This is a genomic window from Corynebacterium lubricantis DSM 45231 (assembly GCF_000379425.1).
Classification (GTDB): domain Bacteria; phylum Actinomycetota; class Actinomycetes; order Mycobacteriales; family Mycobacteriaceae; genus Corynebacterium; species Corynebacterium lubricantis.
The window spans coordinates 18,335-37,998 of the sequence record NZ_KB902184.1; the positions used below are offsets into that span (position 1 = coordinate 18,335).

A 19,664-nucleotide genomic window follows, 5' to 3' on the forward strand; every position below is an offset into this window, starting at 1 on the left:
CGATACAGACACAAGTCACCTTTCGTACAGCAATATTTCAGAATACTTTACATGGACAGCATAGGTTTTATCAGTTATGCATTTCAGTACCAAAGCAAAATAATAACACCTTGGACATGTATTCGCTCGGCTTACAGACTTCTATTCGCCCAACTTCGAAGGCCGTCCAAATAACTAGATTCTTTCAATTTCCATATCTGAGCAGGCGATTTGTATTGAATGACAAACGCAGGCTAAAGTAACTAATCGTTGCAGAGAGCAAGACAGCAACAGAAAATTTAATCCCGCATAGCTCAGTTGGCAGAGCATTCGACTGTTAATCGAAGGGTCACTGGTTCGAGCCCAGTTGCGGGAGCCACTACCCGGAACGTGCGCGTTCCGGGTTTTTTGCTTTCAGAATGCGAGGAAAGATGGTTCAATCAAAGTCACCCAATGGAATCTCAACGCCGATCCTAATCAGCCTCGCTTTGTGCAGTGGGTACGCGCCGTTCGCTATTGACACGTACTTGGTGGGCATGCCGGCGATCACGGATGAGTTTCAGACCACAGCCTCGCTCACCCAATTCACGCTCACCGGCTTTTTGCTCGCCCTAGGTCTAAGCCAGTTGATCATCGGTCCGCTCTCTGACAGTGTAGGGCGTCGAAAACTCCTCCTCGGGGGCCTACTCGGTGCCGTGATTGCCTCCGTAGTCTGCGCACTCGCGCCAAATATTTGGGTGCTCATTTTGGGGCGTGTTCTGCAAGGAGCTTTCGGAGCAGCCGGTGTCGTCCTCTCCCGGGCAATCGTTGGCGATCTTGGCCGAGGGATAGGCATAGCTCGCGCCTTCGCCTTATTGATGTCTATTCAATCGCTGGCTCCGCTGTTGGCCCCCATTATTGGTGGCTTGCTCATACCGTCGTTCGGTTGGCGGAGCGCTTTCTGGTTCCTCGTCGGCCTTGGAGTTGTGTCTTTCTTCCTCGTTCTCGCCTTAGTAGCAGAATCATTGCCCCCGGAGGAACGAACCTCCGGAGGTGCCGCAAACACGGTAAAAGACATCAATTCGATTTTGAGGACTCGCGATTATATTTTCCCGCTAATTGTGTTCGTTGGCTCATTCGCAATGATGTTTGCGTACATTGCAGCCTCCCCTTTTGTACTTCAACGAATCGGAGGATTGAGCGAGAGCGCGTACACCATCGTATTTACAATCAATTCTTTCGTCATATTGATTATGAATATGGTCAGTCGAAGTCTCGTACCAAAATATGGTCCACAGAAACTTATTTCGGTCGGTGTACTCCTCGGTTTCATTGCCGTAGTTTGGCTCTTCATAGGAGTCGTGTTCTTAAGTTCAGCACCAGAGGCCATAATCCCCGGGTTCATGTTTGTTGTTGCGTCCTCAGGTCTGATCCTGCCCAATGCTTCAGCTATTGCCGTTGAAGCATCAGGTGATAAACGCGGAACTGGCTCGGCACTGCTAGGTGCATTTCAGTTTGGCTTAGCGGCAATAGTTTCCCCGCTCACCGGCATCGGCAATGGCACAACAGCGATGCCCATGATCATCATCATGGGCATCGCAATAATCGTCCAGATTTTAGCACTTACTCAGATTCGCAAGATGCCAAGTTAGGACCTACAAACTAGAATCTGGCAAGTCAGGAACGAACTCCCCAATCCGTTCACCCACTCCTGTCAATTCCGCGATTGCCGCAACAGCACGGGCTGCTGCGTGACCGTCTCCGTAGGGATTTACTGCGTTAGCCATCTTCTTGTAAGCCGCCTCGTGGTCAAGCAGATTTTGAGCTTCAGCCACGATCAATTCTCGGTCGGTGCCCACTAGCTTCACGGTTCCTGCCACAACGGCTTCTGGGCGCTCCGTGTTCTCTCGCATAACCAATACTGGTTTGCCCAATGCTGGCGCTTCTTCTTGGACTCCGCCCGAATCGGTGAGTACCAAATGCGACGCGTTCATCAAGGACGTGAACTGGTCATACGGCAATGGATCTGTGATGGTTACGTTCTTTAGACATTCAATCTCAGGCATCACCGCTTCACGAACCTTTGGGTTCAAGTGTAGCGGCAAGACAAATTGGTGATCAGGATACGCCTTCGCCAGATCTTGTACCGCCCCACCAATCTCCTGCATTGCATGGAGGTTTTCGCGCCTATGCGTAGTAATAAGAACGATGCGCTGATCGCCGGAGACAATCTTTTGGAGGCGTTCGTCGTCGAAGGTAACTTTCCAGGTGGAAGCTTTGAGGAGTGAATCAATCACGGTATTACCGGTGACAACGATGTCCTTGGACCGGAAGTTTTCTTTTCGGAGATTCTCCTTCGCTTCATTTGTTGGAGCCAAATGCAGGCTCGTCACCTGCCCGATGATGCGTCGATTAGCCTCTTCTGGGAACGGCGAGTGAATATTTCCCGAGCGAAGGCCTGCTTCCAAATGCACAATCTTTACCTCACGGTAAAAGCCCGATATCGCAGCCACCGCTGCCGTCGTTGTATCACCCTGGGCAATAATTACGTCCGGCTTCTCCTGCACAATTAACTCTTCCAAGCCAACGCTTGCTCGAGAGCCAAACATATTCAGGCTCTGCCCATGCTGCATCAGCTCAAGATCGAAATCAGGTTCAATGTCAAACATCTTATGAACCTGTTGCAGCATCTCACGGTGCTGACCGGTGGAAACTGCAAGCGAATTAAAACGGTCATCCCGGTTCAATCGCGATATGACCGGCGCGACTTTAATCGCTTCGGGCCGAGTTCCGTACACAGTCATAATTTTTGGCTTGAGCGAAGTCATTAATGGCACTCCAGAATGGTCGATGAATACTTGACAGAAAAACTAACACATTGAAAATTCAGCTCAACCTCAGGGATGTATTAGATTCTTAACAAACTATATAGCGTTACTTAGACTCTGTCCTTTTATGCCCGAAAGTTCGTTCGGTCGTACATGCGTCACATGGCCATGCCTGTATTATGGCAACCATGATTCAATTCGTCGTCGGAGCAGCTGCCGGTTACGTTCTCGGCACGAAAGCCGGCCGCAAGCGCTACCACCAGATCAAAGACGCAACTCAAAAGGCCATCAATTCTCCCGTAACAAAGCAGGTGGTTCAGTCCACCCGCAAGGCACTTGCTGATCGCCTAGATCCCAATCCACGCATGAAAGAAGTGAAGAATTTGCGCGGAAAAAAGGGCTCCAAGATCAGTGATGACACAATAATCTTAGAGCCCGACCAGGACTAAATAAGGGTCTACAGTTCCGCTAGACCTGCAACGATTCCGTCGAGGATATCTTTTTCGCTGATCACGAATTGGCTAACGCCAGTGTTCTTTTCAATCGCGTTCATGATTTCCTCGACGATCACTGAACCGGAGCCGATGACGTCGGCACGGCCTAGATGAATCACGGGATTTGCTGCTCGAGCATCTGAAGGTGCCTCGATGAGTTGCCCGGTGATTAGACGCAAAGCGTCGAATTTTAGCTGGGACATATGGATCTCTTTGGGATCATAAGTTTCCAGTCCCTGCGCCAACGCCGAGAGCGTAGTAAACGTACCTGCACACCCAACGAAGGTACGTGCCTTGGCGAAAGGCACGATATGCGAGGTATCTTCGAGCCGCTCCGCGATGTAATCGCGAGCAACCGACTGCTCAGATTCAGTCGGTGGATCAGTGCGCATAATACGTTCAGTAAGTCGCACGCATCCCATTTGAGTTGAATGCGATCCAAGAATAGTTCCGTCGGCTTCGCCAACGATAAATTCGGTGGATCCGCCGCCGAGGTCGATTACGCAATAGGGTCCACGGTCGTTCGGAATGTCTACGGTTGCGCCACGGAATGAAAGTGCTGCTTCTTCCTCGCCGGAGATAACTTCAGCTTGCGCACCAGGGGTGATTTGACCTAGGAGCCGTGCAGTCATTTCGAAGAAGTCATCGCGGTTCGAGGCATCCCTAGTTGCTGAAGTAGCTACCATCCGGACGGCTCCGACGCGTTCTTTCTGCATCATTTCAACAAATTCGCGCAGTGCTTCCTCGGTACGCTCGATTGCCTCTGGGTTGAGTTCCCCAGTTGCATCGACTCCTTGGCCAAGCCGAACAATGCGCATTTCGCGCGCGATCTCTAGGTGTTGTGCTGACGAAACATCGGAAATAAGCATGCGGATCGAATTCGTACCGCAATCTACGGCTGCAACTCGCGTCATAGCAAAGGCTCTCCTGTCATCTCAGTGACCGCCTGATTAACTGATTCAGTGATGCCTAGGCTATCTGCCGTCGGCCAATCTTGCGGGATAGCAGTGCCACGCAGCTCTGGAGTGTGGTCTGCGGCGAGCGCGACAGACTCAGTGCCGAGGCGGAAATGATCAGGACCTTCGGCAAGAGCGTAGGCGATAAGAACATGCAGGCATTTCACCCGATCCGGCATTCCCCCACCGGAGAAATCCGTGCCTAGATCCTCGATCTTGTTGCGCTCAGAGAGGTAGTGCTCGTGGGCTGCTTGGTAGTCTTTGGCAAGTTCCTCATCCTCTCCTAGCCGGCGTTCCATCCACTTCATTACTTGGGCAACCTCAAGACGGGAAGCCTCGGCAGTGAGACGCGGGTCAGTGAGGTAATACAGGGTTGGGAAAGGAGTTCCATCGTCGAGCTTAGGCGCAGTTTTCACTACCGCTGGCTGCTGATCCGGCGTGCGGTAGGAAATCTCGAGCACGCCGCGCGCAGGGCGCCCGAGCTGCTCTTGAACAATATCTAGGTCGGCTTGGCTGACAGTCATGGGAGCTATTGTTCCACAAGACTTAGCTAAGGCTGCTCTGGGGACGAAAGAGAGTCCCACACAACCCTCGTCCAAGGGATCGGCTCAGGCGGCACGTTCTTTGGATCCGTGGTCACGCCGTCCTGCTTATCCATTCGGGGATCTACAATGCGCCAGGCAGTTTCACCCCGATCAATCATGCCAAGACGCCGACGCGCTTCCTGCTTGACATACTCCTCGTCGGAGTATTTATTAATGTCTTGTTGCAGCTGGTCACGGCGCTGTTCCTGCGCAGCGATCGACTCATTCAGCCTGGCAATTTCGCTGCGCCCTTCGTAGTACGTACGAAGAGGAATCGCAATTGCCATGAGCACAACAAGAACGACGGCAATGATGATTGCAAGGCCAACATAGTCACCCTTGAGAGTGAATTTTCGTTCCCGTTTTGGCTTTGGTTTAGCGTTTTCGGCATCACGCGACACCACCGGAACCGACGTGGGTATCCGGCGGGGACGACGTGAGGATGCTTGAGAAGCCATGATGTAAGTAGTCTACTCAACTGTCACTCGAGTAACTGTTTCCGGCTCGCGTCGAGTTATTTATCCAGGAAAGCCGAAGCTTTCTATTGTGCTTTCTACATCGTGTTCACGATGAGGCCGATGTGGGTGTAGAAGTTCATCGCACCGAAGAGCACGAATATGACACCGGCAATGAGCCACAACCAGTGGACCCACGTACCCAGAGTGCCAGCCTCTTCACCGCGGGCGACCTTATTGTTTGCAATCGGCATGAGGATAGCCCCAAGGCCGACCATCGCGAACAAGATGCCCATAAACGTTGCTTCTAGGATTGGCCAAGCGCCGAAGTAACCAGAAATTGGCTCCTGTGGAGGCGCAGCGAAGAGTTGGTAGACAATTCCAGCCAGGGCAATTGCGAAGAGGGCTAGACCCAGACCAACAATGAAGATCGAGGCCGGCTTTAGCGTCTGCGCGATGGTACGACTCATGTTGTCACTTTCCAGGATCTTGTCCTGGCGGCGCCAAAGGTAGAGTGCAGCAGCGAGCATAAGTACACCGAACGCCAGTGAAGTCTCGCCAAAGATGACGTTATCGAAGGCAAAGTCTGGAGCCAGTGGCCATGTCAGAGTCATGTGAAGGCCGGTTGCCGTCAGGATAAATCCAAGGACGCCAAAGGTTAAGGCCCAGCCATCAAGGCTGATCTCCTTTCCGTCCTTTCGAACGGCCCTGTTGAACAGTACTAATGCCACCAAACCAGCGCCTACGGCAATGGACATGATGGTGTTATAAGTAGGGAGAGTTTCCCAGGCTATCGCCCCGGGCGTGGACACTCCCATGAAGAAGTCACGCATTTTCTTACCTTTCGTAATTTATTTGAACCTTAAATTAAGTTCTATTTCGACAGTAAGCCTAAAGTGTGACTTTTGCAATATTGCGCTAACGCCAACAAAAAATGCCTAGCCCGGTTTCGGGCTAGGCATTCGTCGTAAAGCTTTTTATGCGTTGAAACGTGGGAACGCGGAACTGCCCGCGTACACTGCAGCGTCGCCGAGCTCCTGCAAGCCGATTTGGATTGCGACCTCCTTCTAGGCTTCGTCATCATTGCCATCACTTGAGCCGTTTAGATCCATGTGCCGCCAAGATTACCCGAGCCCATTTGCGCGGCAATTTCGATGCTGCCGGATACACCAGAAGATCGCTGACCTTTGCCTGTACTTAAACAAGCAAAAATGACCACTGCTCCCGCAACCAAATCCGAAAAGAATAATTGCTTCATCAAGTAAATGGCACATAATAACACTTAGCCAAGGTGGTTTTGTCATAGATGCAGCAATGAGTTTGCTCACTCGAAATGTTGTGGCATTCCCGCCACTAAGTAGTTAAGATCGGCAATGTAAGCATCCATAAATGGATCTTATGCATACATTTACATTAGGAGCTTTTCAATGCATATTCGTAAGATTGCGGCCGGCACGGTTGCAATTGCCCTATCCGTCGGAGCTTTCTCAGCTCCACAGGCTCTCGCAGTAGAGCCTGGAAACGAACCTGTTACATCTGAAGAGTTGGAGCAAGGAGCTCAGGAAATCTCCTTCGAATCTTCTAAAGGCTCTTACATCACCCCAGGCGAAACCATCACCCTGACCGCTGACACTGTTGGCGAGGGGATCCAGATCAGAAATGCATACGTCGAGACCGCAGCTGGTGAAACCAGCGTCAAGTGGAAAGTGGCTCGCTCCGTGAATGACGAAGGCCTGCCAGTGCTGACTATTACAGCACCAGATGCTCCAGAGAACCAGTCTGGTGCTATTCAGGAATACGGCGAGTACAAGGTACACATTCGGACATCGAACTGGAATAGCTACCTCTTCGAGATCAACTTTGCTGCCGAGCACCCTGCTGAGACTCCTGAGTTTTCTAGCTCTGAGCTGTCAAGCCAGTTCAACCTCCCTGATTTCAGCGAGCTTTTCGGACTCTCGAGCCGCTAAGTCTCAAGAAAACGCCAACAAAAAATGCCTAGCCCGGATTCGGGCTAGGCATTCGTCGTAAAGTTTTTTATTCGTTGAAACGTGGGAACGCGGAACGGCCCGCGTACACTGCAGCGTCGCCGAGCTCCTGCTCGATGCGCAGCAACTGGTTGTACTTAGCTACGCGCTCGGAACGAGCTGGCGCACCAGTCTTGATCTGGCCGCAGCCCAGAGCCACAGCGAGATCCGCAATGGTGGTGTCCTCGGTCTCGCCGGAGCGGTGGGACATCATGGTGCGGTAGCCGTTGCGGTGAGCGAGATCAACAGCGTCGAAGGTCTCGGTCAGGGTACCAATCTGGTTGACCTTGACCAGCAGAGCGTTCGCAGCCTTGCGCTCAATGCCCTCAGCCAGGCGCTTAGGGTTGGTAACGAAGAAGTCATCGCCGACGATCTGAACCTTATCGCCGATCTTCTCGGTGATGGAAACGTAGCCTTCCCAGTCATCCTCATCCAGAGGATCCTCGATGGAAACGATTGGGTACTCTGCCACGAGGTTCTCGTACACAGCGATCATTTCCTCAGGGGTGTGCTGGCCGCCCTCGAAGTTGTACTTGCCGTCTTCATAGAACTCGGAAGAAGCAACGTCGAGTGCAAGAGCGACATCCTTGCCTGGCTCGTAGCCGGCCTTCTTGATTGCCTCGAGGATGAGATCCAGTGCTTCCTTGGTGGAATCAACGGAAGGAGCGAAACCGCCCTCGTCGCCCAGGCCGGTGGAAAGGCCACGGCCGTGGATGACGTTCTTCAGGTTGTGGTAGACCTCAGCGCCCATGCGCAGTGCCTCGGAGAAAGTCTCAGCGCCGATCGGAGCAATCATGAACTCCTGAACGTCCACGCCAGAGTCTGCGTGGGAGCCACCGTTCACAATGTTCATCATTGGAACTGGCAGGATGTGAGCGTTAGGGCCGCCGATGTAGCGGTACAGTGGCAGGCCGGCGGACTGAGCAGCAGCCTTAGCAACAGCCATGGACACGCCGAGGATGGCGTTTGCGCCCAGGCGGGACTTGTTCTCGGTGCCGTCCAGAGCGATCATTGCCTGGTCGATCAGGCGCTGATCATCAGCCTCGAGGCCAGCGATCTCGTCTGCGATTTCCTCGTTAACGAACTCAACAGCCTTGAGCACACCCTTGCCCATGTAGCGGTCTCCGCCGTCACGCAGCTCGTGTGCCTCGTGTGCACCGGTGGATGCGCCGGAAGGAACACCAGCGGTGCCCACCGAGCCATCGTCCAAAAATACCTCTGCCTCAACGGTTGGGTTTCCGCGGGAATCCAGGATCTCGCGAGCAAATGCATGAATGATGTCAGCCACTGTAATTTCTCCTCTTAGGGGCTAGAAAAGTAAAAGCTTTGTCCTCGTCCCATTGTTCCAGAAGTTTGTGGTGCGCGGGCGGTTCAACCCCAAAAGTTAAGTAGATTACGTCACTGAGTGAAAACTAACGCACGGCCGGCTGCGCGATGGCGTATGCTGCGGCAGCATCGCGCACCTTGAGCACGTAATCGTTGGACTGGTTATAGGACAAAATGGCCTGCTGCCAGCCTTCTGGCGTGGAGAGATCGCGGTCATCGGCACACAGCAGATTTGCTGCGGCGAGTGCTGCGTCATCAATCTGCTGCGGGTCGGCCTGGCCACTGCCGTCGGCGTCGCGCCCATATTTCGCCCACGACTGTGGGATAAATTGCATTGGGCCGACGGCACGGTCATACGTTGTGTCGCCGTCGTATTTTCCACCGTCGGTGTCTGTGATTTCGGCGAAGCCTGGGGAGCCGTCGAGGGCAGGGCCAACGATGGGCGGAGTGGCGAAACCATTCTCGTCGAGGTGGCCCTGATTTAAGGCGTTGCCGGAGTATTTGCCGTGGCGGGTTTCTACCCAACCGATACCTGCGAGCGTGTTCCACTTCAGGTTGCACTGCGGCCAGGCATCGCGAGCGATCAGCTCGGCGTTGCCGTAGGCGCGGACGGCCTGCGGGTCGACATTAATACTGTCGGCGATTGGCGCGGCCCACTCTTCGAGATTGTCTGCAGTACGCCCCGGGCCATGCACGTCGATGAGATGTGGCGGAGCGCCCGCGGCCGGCGGAATATTATCCGGCACGGGGCGGTAAGACTTAGCGGACTTCACTGGGTCGAATGCGCTGAGCAGCCAGCCAACCAGCGCTACCACCATCACGATTGCGAGCACGACGGCGGCGATGGCTGCACATCCGCAGCCCGCCCTCTTTTGCCCCCGTGTTGGTGAAGTCATGAGGGTCGACATTACCCGGTTGGGTAAGAGAACAACGAACCACAATCACTGACGAAGCGCGATTCACATTTGCTTCACAGAGAAAATTCGAGGGCGCGCCAACGTCACAGTTAAATAACAATGTTCACTTGGAAAACTTTAATCACACACGCAACAGCTATGGTCAGTGTTTGTTGTTTCCCATGTGTCACAAACCCATTTTTGAGAGGACTCTCCCATGGCAAAAATCGCACGCATCGGCGCAGCAATCGCCGCAACCGCTTTGACCGTCGGCCTTGCAGCTCCAGCAGCGCAGGCACAAACTGGCATTCTTGACCTGGTCAAGATTGTTAATGGAGGCGTAGACAAGGTCAGCTGCAAGGATCTTGGCACCGCTCTGCGCACTACCAAGCTCGTCGATGGCGACACTACCCGCAGCGAACTCGTAGCTAACCTGAACAAGGCAATTGGCGGCGACTCCACGCTGAAGCTGGTTACCGCATCGACCATCAACAAGGTCGGCGACCGCGCGCTCGAGTGCAAGATTGTTAAGGCCGACCAGCTCACCCCAGTCGAGCAGGCTATCGAGTTCTCCTCGCAGCTCTCCGCAGAGGCCGGCCTGCCCGAGGTACGTAACCTGCTTCCTGCCCTGCCAGCGCTCGCGTTCTAGTTTTTCTTCTGGTCTTCCTTCGAAGACTTCCGCTCCCGCGCTTTCCCTTCCTGCCACAGGCGGTCCTGCTCCTTTTCGGACACGATGCCAGTGGAACCGTCAAACAGGTAGGGGGCGCGGGATTTCATTTTCTCGGTGAAGCTGGCCGCGACGTCCTGAAAGTCGAAGGCGCCTCGTCGTGAAGCGATCTCTGCATGGAATAACACCTGCAGCAACACATCGCCGAGCTCCTTCTTTAAGGTCTCGTCGCTCGCACCAGTTCGCACGGCATCGGCGAACTCGCGGGCCTCCTCCTCGAGGTAGGGCAAGAGCGACTCGTGGGTCTGGCCGATCTCCCATGCGCCACGATTGCGGGAGTTGTGCATGGTGTCCACGGCTTCCTGGACCTTGTCATCCAGGCTGGGGACTGTGTAGACCGACTCGCCACGCGCGATGCGACGACGGGCCTCATCAGAGTTCGGGTCGGTGGTGAGCAATGTACCCCACCCCGTCAACGACTCGCTCGTGGGCAAATCGGACAGGGACCAACGAACAGAGACGGGCACTTCGCCCGTCACGGAAATCGGCGACTCCAAACGCGACACGGCACCCATGGGAATCATGTCGGGCCACCGTGGATCAAGAACTACTACAGCCATGCAACACATCATAGACGGCTGACACGACTGCTTTTAGTTCCCCCGAAACGCGCGGTCGTTGAGCTCGCGACGAGCCTGCTCAAGGGCCACTAGGTCAGAGAACAGCGAGTTGTAGGCTACCTCGTCATCCGAGGGGCGCATGCGCTGGAGCTGGGATTTCAGCTGCGCGATCTGATCCCCTACCCGAGTTTCCTGCAGGCGGGAAAGCACCGAATCCGCATAGGCGCTGATGTCGTCGGCGTGGATGGGCTCGACGGCGAGCTCGGAGACAAAGTTGCGCCCGGCGAGGTCGAGCATCTCCCCTGCCACCGCGGCGAGCCAGTCCACGCCTTCCTGCGCACGGGCGGTGCCACCGGCCTTCGCAATCGCCTCGCGCACCTGACGGTAGGCCGGGTTAGTAAAGGCGTCCGGGTTAATCCCGTCGAAATACGTGCCCGCCTGCTCCGGGAATTGCAGGGCCACCTTGATGGATTCGCGCTGTGGCCACAGCACCGGATTGAGTGAGTCCGGCGGGGTCAGCGAAGGCTGCGCCGTGGATACCGGCTGGTTATTAACCGGCTGACGCGAGAGCAGCCGTTCCTTCTTCTTGGTGGGATGCTTGGCCTCGTTGCGCACCTGGGTGAGCACCTCATTGGGGTCGGGCCAGCCCACCCAGCCCGCCAGCAGGCGTGCGTATTCGGTCTGCAGAGACTTATCGCGAATCTGCGCCACAATCGGCACCGTGCGGCGCAGGGCCTGCAGGCGTGACTCGGCGGTGTCCAGGCTGTAATCCTTTAAGATCGACTGAATCACGAACTCGAACATGGGGATCCGGCTGGCCACTAGGTCGCGCAGGGCCGAATCCCCTTTGGCCAGGCGCAGGTCGCAGGGATCCATCCCGTCGGGGGCCACAGCAACGAAGGACTGGCCGGTAAACTTCTGATCTCCTTCGAAGGCGCGCAGGGCCGCCTTTTGTCCGGCCTCGTCGCCGTCGAAGGTGTAAATCAACTCTCCGCGGAAGTAATCGTCGTCAAGCATGATGCGCCGCAGGATGGACAAATGCTCCGAGCCGAATGCCGTGCCCGAGGAGGCAACCGCGGTTTTCACACCGGCGGCGTGCATGGCCATCACGTCGGTGTAGCCTTCCACCACCACGGCCTGGTGGCCCGTGGCGATGTGCTTTTTAGCCAGGTCCACGCCGAAGAGCACCTTGGACTTCGAATACAGCATCGTGTCCGAGGTGTTCATGTACTTGCCCATGTTGTCATCGTCGAAAAGCTTGCGGGCGCCGAAGCCAATGACGTTGCCGGAGAGATCCTTAATCGGCCACAGCAGGCGGCGGTGGAACTTATCAATCGGGCCGCGCCTGCCCATGGTGGATATACCGGCCGCCTCCAGCTCCTTAAAGTCGAAGCCCTTGCGCAGCAGGTGCTTTGTGGTGGTGTCCCAGCCGCCCGGCGCGTAACCGCACTCGAACTCATAGATGATCTCCTGGCCGAAGCCGCGGTTGAGCAGGAAATCGCGCGCGGGCGCCGCTTCAGGGGTTTCTAGTTGTTCGCGGTAGAACTCGTGGGCCGCTTTGTTGGCGGCGATGAGGCGGGCGCGGGTACCGGGTTTAACATCGCGCGCGCCGGTGGATCCGCCCTGGTAGTTGATGTGGTAGCCGATGGTTTCGGCGACCGACTCCACTGCCTCGGGGAAGGTCAGGTGTTCCATTTCCATGAGGAAGGAAAACACGTCGCCGCCCTTGCCCGTGGAGAAGCAGTGGTAGTAGCCGCGCGCGGGGCGCACGTGGAAGGACGGTGTCTTCTCGTCCTTGAATGGGCTGAGTCCCTTCATCGAATCGTGCCCGGCGGGTTTGAGTTGGACGTACTCGCCGACGATTTCTTCGATGTGAGCGCGCTCGCGGATTGCCTGTACGTCGGAATCCGGAATTCTGCCCTTTGCCATATCGGCAATACTACCGCGCGGGTCAAATTACTAATGTGCCCAAAATCACTTCTGGCGATTAATGCATCATGGGCTGGTCATAGCGACGCATTCCGGCAGGGCACAAGATGAGCCTGCAAGTAATCCCATTTCTTGCATTGCATCGGCAATGCGGGAAGTTTTTGCCGGTCATGTCACAATGTGGGCCATGGCTGAGCAGTCTTCCCCGGGCAAGAAATCAAAGAAATCTGTGCCCGCAATCATCGCGGGCGTCGCCCTTGTTGCTATCGCCGGATTCTTTGGCATCGACCTCGCCGGTGACTCGTCGAGCTCCTCGAGTGCTACGCAATCGTCGTCAAGCGCCCCTAGTGCTCCAAGCGATGAATGCGCGCTTGCCACCCTGCCTGCCGAGGCCCACGACACGCTCGACGATATCTCTACCGGCGGCCCCTTCGACTACCCCGACAACGACGGGACCCGCTTCGGCAACTACGAGGGCAACCTGCCCGACGAGCCTTCCGGCTACTACCGCGAATACACGGTGGAAACCCCCGGCCTGAACCACCGCGGCGCGAAGCGCATTGTCACCGGCGGCGGCAGCGAAACCGATCCTGAGGTGGTCTTCTACACCGACGACCACTACGAAACCTTCTGCGAGGTGCCAGATGCATAACCAACGGCACAATCGTGCTTTCAACCCAATCCTGCTCACGGGCGAGATCGATACCCTCCAGGACCTCTATACGGGCATCGCCGACGTGGTTTACTCCACCGAGCGCCCGGCACCCACCAACCTCGATGGGCTCGCCGATATGTTGCGAGAGTCGCACGTGCGCAAGGTAATCACGTCGCATTGGTCGCTTGACGACGATGACTCGCGCAAAGTCGGCCAAGTGTTTAAAGACCTCGGCGTGCACTTGGTGCGCTAGATTCTGGGGAGTATGCTCCCCTAGCCCATAAAGAAACCAGACAATCCCGAGGCGCGCTTCGCGGTACGCTCGAGGCGCGACTCTGTCATCGAGGCGATCTGGTCGATGACCACGCGGGCGCGCTGCTGATTATTCTCCGCTTCCTCCCACCACTGGCGATAAATGGTGTCGAGTGTGCCCGGCGCGCCCTGGGTGATGTAATCGTGCACGCGATTAATGCGGTCGCGCTGGCGGTTCTGACGGCGAATGTGCGCGGGCATATCCATGACGTAGAGCACCGCGATGGTTTTCAGCAGGCGCACCTCTGCCTCCGCATCGGCTGGGATGACGAGCTGGCCGTGCATCCGGCCCAGCTGTGGTTGATTGGAGTTCAGCGTTGCTGTGGTGACTGCGCCAACATAGCGGCCGACGAGCTCACTGGTAAGTTTCTTCAGATTGGTCCAGCCGCGCAGTGTGTAGTCATAATCCGCGCCACCTTGAATGATCTGCAGGCCGCGGAGTCGGTCGGCGGCTTCGAGCAGTTCCTCGGCGGTGCCACCGAACGCGGCCGCACCCTTGTCCGCGAGGTTGGCCAGCTCGACCAGATCCCACAACACATTCAGGCTGATGCGCCCGGAGATGATGCCGTCTTCCACGTCGTGCACGGAGTAGGCGATGTCGTCGGAAAAGTCCATCACCTGCGCTTCCATGGGAGGCCGATCATTTGTGTGGCCTTGGCGCACCCAGGCGAGGATCTCCGCGTCCTCGTCGTAGGAGCTGTATTTGCTGTTTTTCGTGCCGTCCGGGTTTGTGGCCGTCCACGGGTACTTGCAGGCGGCATCGAGCGCGGCACGGGTGAGATTGAGACCAAAAGAGCGATCGTCATGAAGCACTTTCGGCTCGAGCTTGGTCAGGATGCGCAGGGTCTGGGCGTTGCCCTCGAAGCCGCCAGCACCCTCGGCTAAGGCGTTGAGGGCCGTTTCGCCGTTGTGTCCGTACGGCGGGTGACCGATGTCGTGGGTCAGCCCGGCCATGTCGCACAGGTCGGGATCGAGGCCTAGGCCTGCGCCGATGCCGCGGGCAATCTGGCCGACCTCCAGGGAGTGCGTCAGCCTTGTGCGTGGAGTATCACCGTCTTGCGGGCCGACCACCTGAGTCTTGTCAGCCAGCCTGCGCAGGGCCGCGCTGTGCAGCACGCGAGCGCGGTCGCGAGAGAAAACGCCCCGGTGATCGGACTCCGTATTGTCGTACAGGGAACCCTTGGGACCTTCGGGCGCAAAGCGCTGCATATCAGCGGCTGAATATTCGTAGGCCATAACAATTTTTAGCCTACTTCGTTCGTGCGCAAATACCTGGCGGACACAGCATGCTATTCCTTCACTTTCAGGCACTATTGCCCAAGTCCCGGTAAGTTGTACACCATGAACGCGCGTTATTTGAAAGTACTTCTCACCGCCCCCGTCGTCGGCGGTGCACTCGGGTTGGCCGCCTTCGCCGGCCCCGCTGCTTCCGCGTGGGCCACACCGGCCGTGTCCATCCAAGCACAGGTTGGACAGGCTGAACAGTCCACCGAATTGGCTCCAAGCCGGCTGACCGACACTGTGACAGACGTGTCCGGTGTGCTCTCGTCGACCGACATCCAAGCTATCGACGACGCCATCCGGCAACTGCAAACAGAGAAGAACCTACAGGCCTACGTGGTCTACCTGCCGTCTTTCGGAACGTATACCCCCGAGCAATGGACGCAGGAAGCCGTGGCAGCCAATGGTGGGGGTAACACCGCGGTGTTAGCCATCTCCCCTGAGGAGCGCCTTTTCGGTTTTTATGGTGGCTCGCAGTGGAACGATGCCGACCTAGACACGGTTTATAACGCCACGTATGAGCGGCTGACCCAAGATGATTGGGCGGGTGCCGCCGTTGAGGGCCTGACCTCTGTTACTGCGGGAGGCGGAAACGGTGAGAACGCGGCCTGGCTGGCAGCCGGTGGCGGCGCGGTTGTTGTCGCCGGTGGTGGTCTCTGGGCGTATTCACGCCGGAACAAGAAGAAGCAATCGGCAGCCAACCTCGCCGACGGCCGTGAGATCGACCCGAGCGATATCCGCGCGCTCAACCGGCTGCCCACCGAAACCCTCGAGCAGCTCGCGCAGGACACCTTGGTCTCTGTCGACGAATCGCTGCGCTTGGGCCAAGAGGAACTCACGCTGGCCAACAATGAGTTCGGCCCTGAGCGCACTCGTCCATTTACCGCGGCGATGAACTCGGCGAATTCTGCCCTGCAGCGCGCCTACAAAATCCAGCACCGTCTCACCGACTCTATCCCCGAGACCGAGCCCGAAAAGCGCGGCATGCTCGTGGACATCATTTCCTCGGCCGGTCAGGCCGACCAGGAATTGGGGCGCCGCGCGGAGGAATTCTCGGAGATGCGCGATCTGCTCATTCAAGCCCCCGATGTGATTGACACGATTACCCAGCGCACCGTGGCTATCCGGACCCGCATTGAACCCGCTCGGGCCACCCTGGCTGATCTGAAGTCGCGCTACAACGACAACATGCTTGAATCCATCTCCGACAACGTGGACTTGGCCACCGCGTCACTGGCGGAATCCGAGAAGGCACTGGATACCGCGCGCGAACTAGAGGCAAAGCCAGCCGGACAGCAGGGCGCGCTTGTCGATGTCATCCGCACCGCGGAGCACGCCGTCGAAGTGGCCGACCACATGTTGGAATCTGTCGAACACGCGGATGTCAATATTCAGAACGCGCAGAATAACCTACCGGCTCTCTTCCAGGAGATTCGCGAAGAAATCGACCAGCTGGGCCAGCTCCAGGGCGCTGCGTCTTCGGGCGCGCAGATTAATGTGGAGAAAGTCGAGGTGCTACGCACCCGCGCCGCGCAGGTGCTGGAGGAATCCCAACAGGTGTCCACTACGGATCCGCTGTCTGCCTATACCAATCTGACTCACCTGGACGCGGACCTCGACGAAGCCATCGCCGAGGTCCAGGGCATCGCACAAGACCAGCAGCGGATGCTGGGTATTCTGGACCAGCAGCTCAGCGCCGCGTCTGCCCAGATTCAAGGTGCAGAAGACATGATTGCGTCTTATGGCCGAGTCGTAGACTCGAACGCTCGTACTCTGCTGGCCGAAGCGAAGCACCAGCACGCCAGCGCCGTAAATAGCCGTGTGCAAGATACTCGCGGGGCCATTGACCTCGCCCGCGCCGCAACCGAGACGGCACGGCGTGCCGCCGACGCGGCGAAGAACAACATCAACCAGCACCGCCAGCGCCAAGCCTCCAGCACCTTCGGCGATGTTGCCCAAGGCATCATCATCGGCTCGATGCTTTCCGGCGGACGTGGCGGTGGAGGCTTCGGAGGGGGCGGCGGCTTCGGAGGAGGCGGCGGCGGCGGGGGCGGTGGCTTCCGCGGAGGATCCTTCTAGGAAAAATTCCTAGGTCAGGGTCCGGCGCACCGGCGAGTCCACCAACACCAGCCCCCACGTCATAAATACAAGATCGATGGGGGGCGCGTCGTCGACAGCTGGACCGTCGAGGACCTCCACCTTGCCCGAAATGAGTGGGCGCACCGTGGCCACGACATTATTGCGCGTATCGGTGATCTCGCGCTGCTTGCTCCACCACTGCGTGCGATCGAGTAAATACTTGCGCCCGTCGCAGGTGGCCTCGAGGTGCGAGATGGTAAAACCAACCTGCACCATGCGGTACAACTTCCCGTTGTCGGAGGTAGCGCGCACGGTGAAATGCTGTGGGCCGGGGCTGTACTCGATGAGGAGACGCCTGCCACCCACAATGAGCACATCCGAACGTACCTGGGCGATCGAGCGGCCGTAGGAATCGAACAATTCATTACCGTCCCACACCCACTTGTCACCCGAGGTGTCCGAGAAAATGCCCGCTTTGTTGGTCACGTAAACCACACAATGACAGCCACGATAGACAGCAGCACGAGCGTCGCAATGAGCGCGTTGCTTGTGCCCATGGTCTTCTTCTCAAGCACAAGGCGTGAGACCCACGCCAGGGCCACGATGTCCGTGAGCGGGAGGTCAGTCTCGCCCTCGAACTCGAGGTTGGCCTGGCGCACGCCCTGGCTCTTCCCGGAGAACTGAGCGACCTTCTGGCCACGCTCGTCATCGATGATCCAGTCGCTCGATTCCTCGTTGATCAACTGGTATCCGCGGCCCTCGACGGTGACGGGAATATGCTTCTCGCGCTTTGTTGGGCCCGAACGCACGATCTCCTTGCCGTCCACAGTGGCCACAGCACCGGAAACCTCTGTATAAGCTAGGTCCCAGCGCTCGCCATCGACCAGCGCCGAGCGCTCGTCGAAAATTGCGAGCGTTTCTGGGCCGTCTTCCACCATCAGCTTTGGCTTATCGCGGTCCTTGCGATCCCAAGACACCCAGTGCATTAGCAACCCACCAAGCGAGCTGCGAGGTACGCCTCCAGCTCGTCGAGCGAAACGCGCTCTTGTTCCATTGAGTCGCGCTCGCGGACGGTGACGGCGTTGTCCTCGAGCGAATTGAAGTCATAGGTCACGCAGAACGGGGTACCGATCTCATCCTGGCGGCGGTAACGACGGCCGATGGCGCCGGAAGTGTCGTAGTCCACGTTCCAGTTCGCGCGCAGCTTGTCAGCCAGCTCCTTCGCCGGACCCGAAAGCTCGTCCTTCTTCGACAGCGGCAGGACGGCAACCTTCACTGGTGAGAGGCGACGATCCAGCTTGAGCACGACGCGCTTGTCTACACCACCCTTGGAGTTTGGAGCCTCGTCCTCGTGGTAGGCATCGATCAAGAAGGCCATCAGTGCGCGACCGAGACCCGCCGCAGGCTCAATGGTGAATGGAATCCAGCGCTCTTCATTTTCCTGGTCATAGTAGGACAGGTCCTCGCCGGAGCCCTCGGAGTGCACGCGGAGGTCGTAGTCCGTACGGTTCGCAATGCCTTCGAGCTCGCCCCACTTGGTGCCTGCGAACTCGTAGGCGTACTCGATGTCCACGGTGCGCTTGGAGTAGTGCGAAAGCTTTTCCTTCGGGTGCTCGTAGAGGCGCAGATTCTCCTCACGGATGCCCAGGTCCTTGTACCACTGGAATCGGTTGTCAATCCAGTACTGGTGCCATTCTTCGTCGGTACCTGGTTTGACGAAGAACTCCATCTCCATCTGCTCGAACTCGCGGGTACGGAAAATGAAGTTGCCCGGGGTGATCTCGTTACGGAAGGACTTACCAATGTTGGCGATGCCGAATGGAGGCTTCATACGAGACGACGTCATAACGTTTTTGAAGTTGACGAAAATTCCCTGTGCGGTCTCTGGGCGCATGTAGTGCAGACCCTCCTCGTCGTTCACAGGACCGAGGTAGGTCTTCATCAGACCAGAGAACTCGCGTGGCTCGGTCCAGTTACCTGGCTGGCCCGTCTCCGGATCGTTGATATCAGCTAGACCATTGACTGGCGGGTGGCCATGCTTCTCTTCGTAAGCCTCCAGCAAGTGATCGGCGCGGTAGCGCTTGTTGGTGTGCAGAGACTCCACCAATGGGTCGGTGAATACTTCGACGTGACCGGAAGTCTCCCAGACCTGTCGTGGCAGGATGATTGACGTATCTACGCCCACAACGTCAGAGCGGGACTGCACCATGTGGCGCCACCACTGGCGCTTGATGTTGTCTTTGAGTTCGACACCGAGCGGACCGTAATCCCATGCGGAGCGAGTACCGCCATAGATTTCGCCTGCAGGGTAGACCAAACCTCGGCGCTTACACAGGTTTACAACGGTATCAATCACGGACGCGGCCATGGAAAGGGTTCTCCTCTGGTAGGGGGATTAAAACTTTTCCCTAGTTTAGCCGTCGATGAGATTCTCTTCAGCAGTCCCCCTTAGACTTGACAAACTTGCTAATCTTGTTTACATATCAATGTTACTGAATACCGCCCCGGGTATCCCCCCCATCTTAGGGTTACTTAAAAATTCATTTAACGCGGCACATTTCGGTAAACTATTGTTGTATAAACTAAATATTAATCAGTTG

21 protein-coding genes and 1 tRNA gene are annotated in these 19,664 nt (G+C 56.8%); 8 read left to right on the top strand and 14 right to left on the bottom strand.

Going from position 1 to position 19,664, the window contains the following annotated elements:
* Positions 1-282 precede the first annotated feature (282 nt).
* A tRNA-Asn gene (locus A37O_RS0103050) sits at positions 283-358 on the top strand.
* 52 nt (positions 359-410) lie between these two features.
* Complete coding sequence (locus A37O_RS0103055) at positions 411-1,610, top strand: multidrug effflux MFS transporter (protein WP_018296024.1); 1,200 nt, start codon at positions 411-413, stop codon at positions 1,608-1,610.
* 3 nt (positions 1,611-1,613) lie between these two features.
* On the opposite strand, the gene wecB is transcribed toward A37O_RS0103055, so the two are convergent.
* Positions 1,614-2,786, bottom strand: a complete 1,173-nt coding sequence (gene wecB, locus A37O_RS0103060; RefSeq protein WP_018296025.1) for a non-hydrolyzing UDP-N-acetylglucosamine 2-epimerase — start codon at positions 2,784-2,786, stop codon at positions 1,614-1,616.
* A 188-nt stretch (positions 2,787-2,974) separates the two neighbouring features.
* Between wecB and A37O_RS0103065 the strand changes: the two genes are divergently transcribed.
* A complete protein-coding gene (locus A37O_RS0103065; protein WP_026196088.1) occupies positions 2,975-3,235 on the top strand; it encodes a hypothetical protein in 261 nt (86 codons plus the stop codon).
* 8 nt (positions 3,236-3,243) lie between these two features.
* Here the strand turns inward: A37O_RS0103065 and A37O_RS0103070 are convergent, their stop codons facing one another.
* The 5 genes from A37O_RS0103070 to A37O_RS16395 all read right to left on the bottom strand — a co-directional run bounded on the left by A37O_RS0103070 (position 3,244) and on the right by A37O_RS16395 (position 6,533).
* On the bottom strand, positions 3,244-4,194 hold the full coding sequence (locus A37O_RS0103070) for a Ppx/GppA phosphatase family protein (RefSeq protein WP_018296027.1): 951 nt from the start codon (positions 4,192-4,194) through the stop codon (positions 3,244-3,246).
* On the bottom strand, positions 4,191-4,760 hold the full coding sequence (locus A37O_RS0103075) for a DUF501 domain-containing protein (protein ID WP_018296028.1): 570 nt from the start codon (positions 4,758-4,760) through the stop codon (positions 4,191-4,193). The genes A37O_RS0103070 and A37O_RS0103075 overlap by 4 nt, the downstream gene beginning before the upstream one ends.
* 26 nt (positions 4,761-4,786) lie before the next feature.
* Positions 4,787-5,278 carry an FtsB family cell division protein gene (locus A37O_RS0103080; RefSeq protein ID WP_026196089.1) on the bottom strand — a complete coding sequence of 164 codons (492 nt, stop codon included), beginning with the start codon at positions 5,276-5,278 and terminating at the stop codon, positions 4,787-4,789.
* A gap of 95 nt (positions 5,279-5,373) precedes the next feature.
* Entirely contained in the window at positions 5,374-6,108 is a 735-nt protein-coding gene (locus A37O_RS0103085) for a DUF981 domain-containing protein (RefSeq protein ID WP_018296030.1), read from the bottom strand.
* Positions 6,109-6,377: 269 nt separating this feature from the next.
* A complete protein-coding gene (locus A37O_RS16395) occupies positions 6,378-6,533 on the bottom strand; it encodes a hypothetical protein (RefSeq protein WP_156802481.1) in 156 nt (51 codons plus the stop codon).
* A gap of 169 nt (positions 6,534-6,702) precedes the next feature.
* Between A37O_RS16395 and A37O_RS0103090 the strand changes: the two genes are divergently transcribed.
* Complete coding sequence (locus tag A37O_RS0103090) at positions 6,703-7,242, top strand: hypothetical protein (RefSeq protein WP_018296031.1); 540 nt, start codon at positions 6,703-6,705, stop codon at positions 7,240-7,242.
* Between the two features lie 67 nt (positions 7,243-7,309).
* Here the strand turns inward: A37O_RS0103090 and eno are convergent, their stop codons facing one another.
* On the bottom strand, positions 7,310-8,587 hold the full coding sequence (eno, locus tag A37O_RS0103095; RefSeq protein WP_018296032.1) for a phosphopyruvate hydratase: 1,278 nt from the start codon (positions 8,585-8,587) through the stop codon (positions 7,310-7,312).
* Between the two features lie 124 nt (positions 8,588-8,711).
* Positions 8,712-9,521, bottom strand: a complete 810-nt coding sequence (locus A37O_RS0103100; RefSeq protein WP_033377733.1) for a lytic murein transglycosylase — start codon at positions 9,519-9,521, stop codon at positions 8,712-8,714.
* Positions 9,522-9,738: 217 nt separating this feature from the next.
* Between A37O_RS0103100 and A37O_RS0103105 the strand changes: the two genes are divergently transcribed.
* Complete coding sequence (locus tag A37O_RS0103105; protein ID WP_018296034.1) at positions 9,739-10,170, top strand: hypothetical protein; 432 nt, start codon at positions 9,739-9,741, stop codon at positions 10,168-10,170.
* On the opposite strand, the gene A37O_RS0103110 is transcribed toward A37O_RS0103105, so the two are convergent.
* Together A37O_RS0103110 and dnaG are read right to left on the bottom strand one after the other, a co-directional pair.
* On the bottom strand, positions 10,167-10,808 hold the full coding sequence (locus tag A37O_RS0103110) for a MazG nucleotide pyrophosphohydrolase domain-containing protein (protein WP_033377730.1): 642 nt from the start codon (positions 10,806-10,808) through the stop codon (positions 10,167-10,169). The genes A37O_RS0103105 and A37O_RS0103110 overlap by 4 nt on opposite strands.
* Positions 10,809-10,841: 33 nt before the next feature.
* Positions 10,842-12,737 (bottom strand): DNA primase, encoded by a 1,896-nt coding sequence (gene dnaG, locus A37O_RS0103115; RefSeq protein ID WP_018296036.1) that lies wholly within the window; start codon positions 12,735-12,737, stop codon positions 10,842-10,844.
* A gap of 187 nt (positions 12,738-12,924) precedes the next feature.
* Here dnaG and A37O_RS0103120 point away from each other — a divergent pair, with 187 nt between their 5' ends.
* Positions 12,925-13,389, top strand: coding sequence for a guanyl-specific ribonuclease (locus A37O_RS0103120; RefSeq protein WP_033377731.1), 465 nt, complete (start codon positions 12,925-12,927; stop codon positions 13,387-13,389).
* Positions 13,382-13,645, top strand: a complete 264-nt coding sequence (locus tag A37O_RS0103125; protein ID WP_018296038.1) for a hypothetical protein — start codon at positions 13,382-13,384, stop codon at positions 13,643-13,645. Before A37O_RS0103120 ends, A37O_RS0103125 begins: the two co-directional genes overlap by 8 nt.
* 20 nt (positions 13,646-13,665) lie before the next feature.
* Here A37O_RS0103125 and A37O_RS0103130 read toward each other — a convergent pair whose 3' ends face one another.
* A complete protein-coding gene (locus tag A37O_RS0103130) occupies positions 13,666-14,940 on the bottom strand; it encodes a deoxyguanosinetriphosphate triphosphohydrolase (protein WP_018296039.1) in 1,275 nt (424 codons plus the stop codon).
* A gap of 105 nt (positions 14,941-15,045) precedes the next feature.
* Between A37O_RS0103130 and A37O_RS0103135 the strand changes: the two genes are divergently transcribed.
* On the top strand, positions 15,046-17,064 hold the full coding sequence (locus A37O_RS0103135) for a TPM domain-containing protein (protein WP_018296040.1): 2,019 nt from the start codon (positions 15,046-15,048) through the stop codon (positions 17,062-17,064).
* A gap of 9 nt (positions 17,065-17,073) precedes the next feature.
* Here A37O_RS0103135 and A37O_RS0103140 read toward each other — a convergent pair whose 3' ends face one another.
* From A37O_RS0103140 to A37O_RS0103150, 3 genes are read right to left on the bottom strand one after another with little or no spacing between them, the layout of a single operon-like run.
* Positions 17,074-17,550, bottom strand: coding sequence for a hypothetical protein (locus tag A37O_RS0103140; RefSeq protein ID WP_018296041.1), 477 nt, complete (start codon positions 17,548-17,550; stop codon positions 17,074-17,076).
* Positions 17,547-18,050 carry a hypothetical protein gene (locus A37O_RS0103145; RefSeq protein ID WP_018296042.1) on the bottom strand — a complete coding sequence of 168 codons (504 nt, stop codon included), beginning with the start codon at positions 18,048-18,050 and terminating at the stop codon, positions 17,547-17,549. The genes A37O_RS0103140 and A37O_RS0103145 overlap by 4 nt, the downstream gene beginning before the upstream one ends.
* Positions 18,050-19,432, bottom strand: coding sequence for a glycine--tRNA ligase (locus A37O_RS0103150; RefSeq protein WP_018296043.1), 1,383 nt, complete (start codon positions 19,430-19,432; stop codon positions 18,050-18,052). Before A37O_RS0103150 ends, A37O_RS0103145 begins: the two co-directional genes overlap by 1 nt.
* Positions 19,433-19,664: the final 232 nt, after the last annotated feature.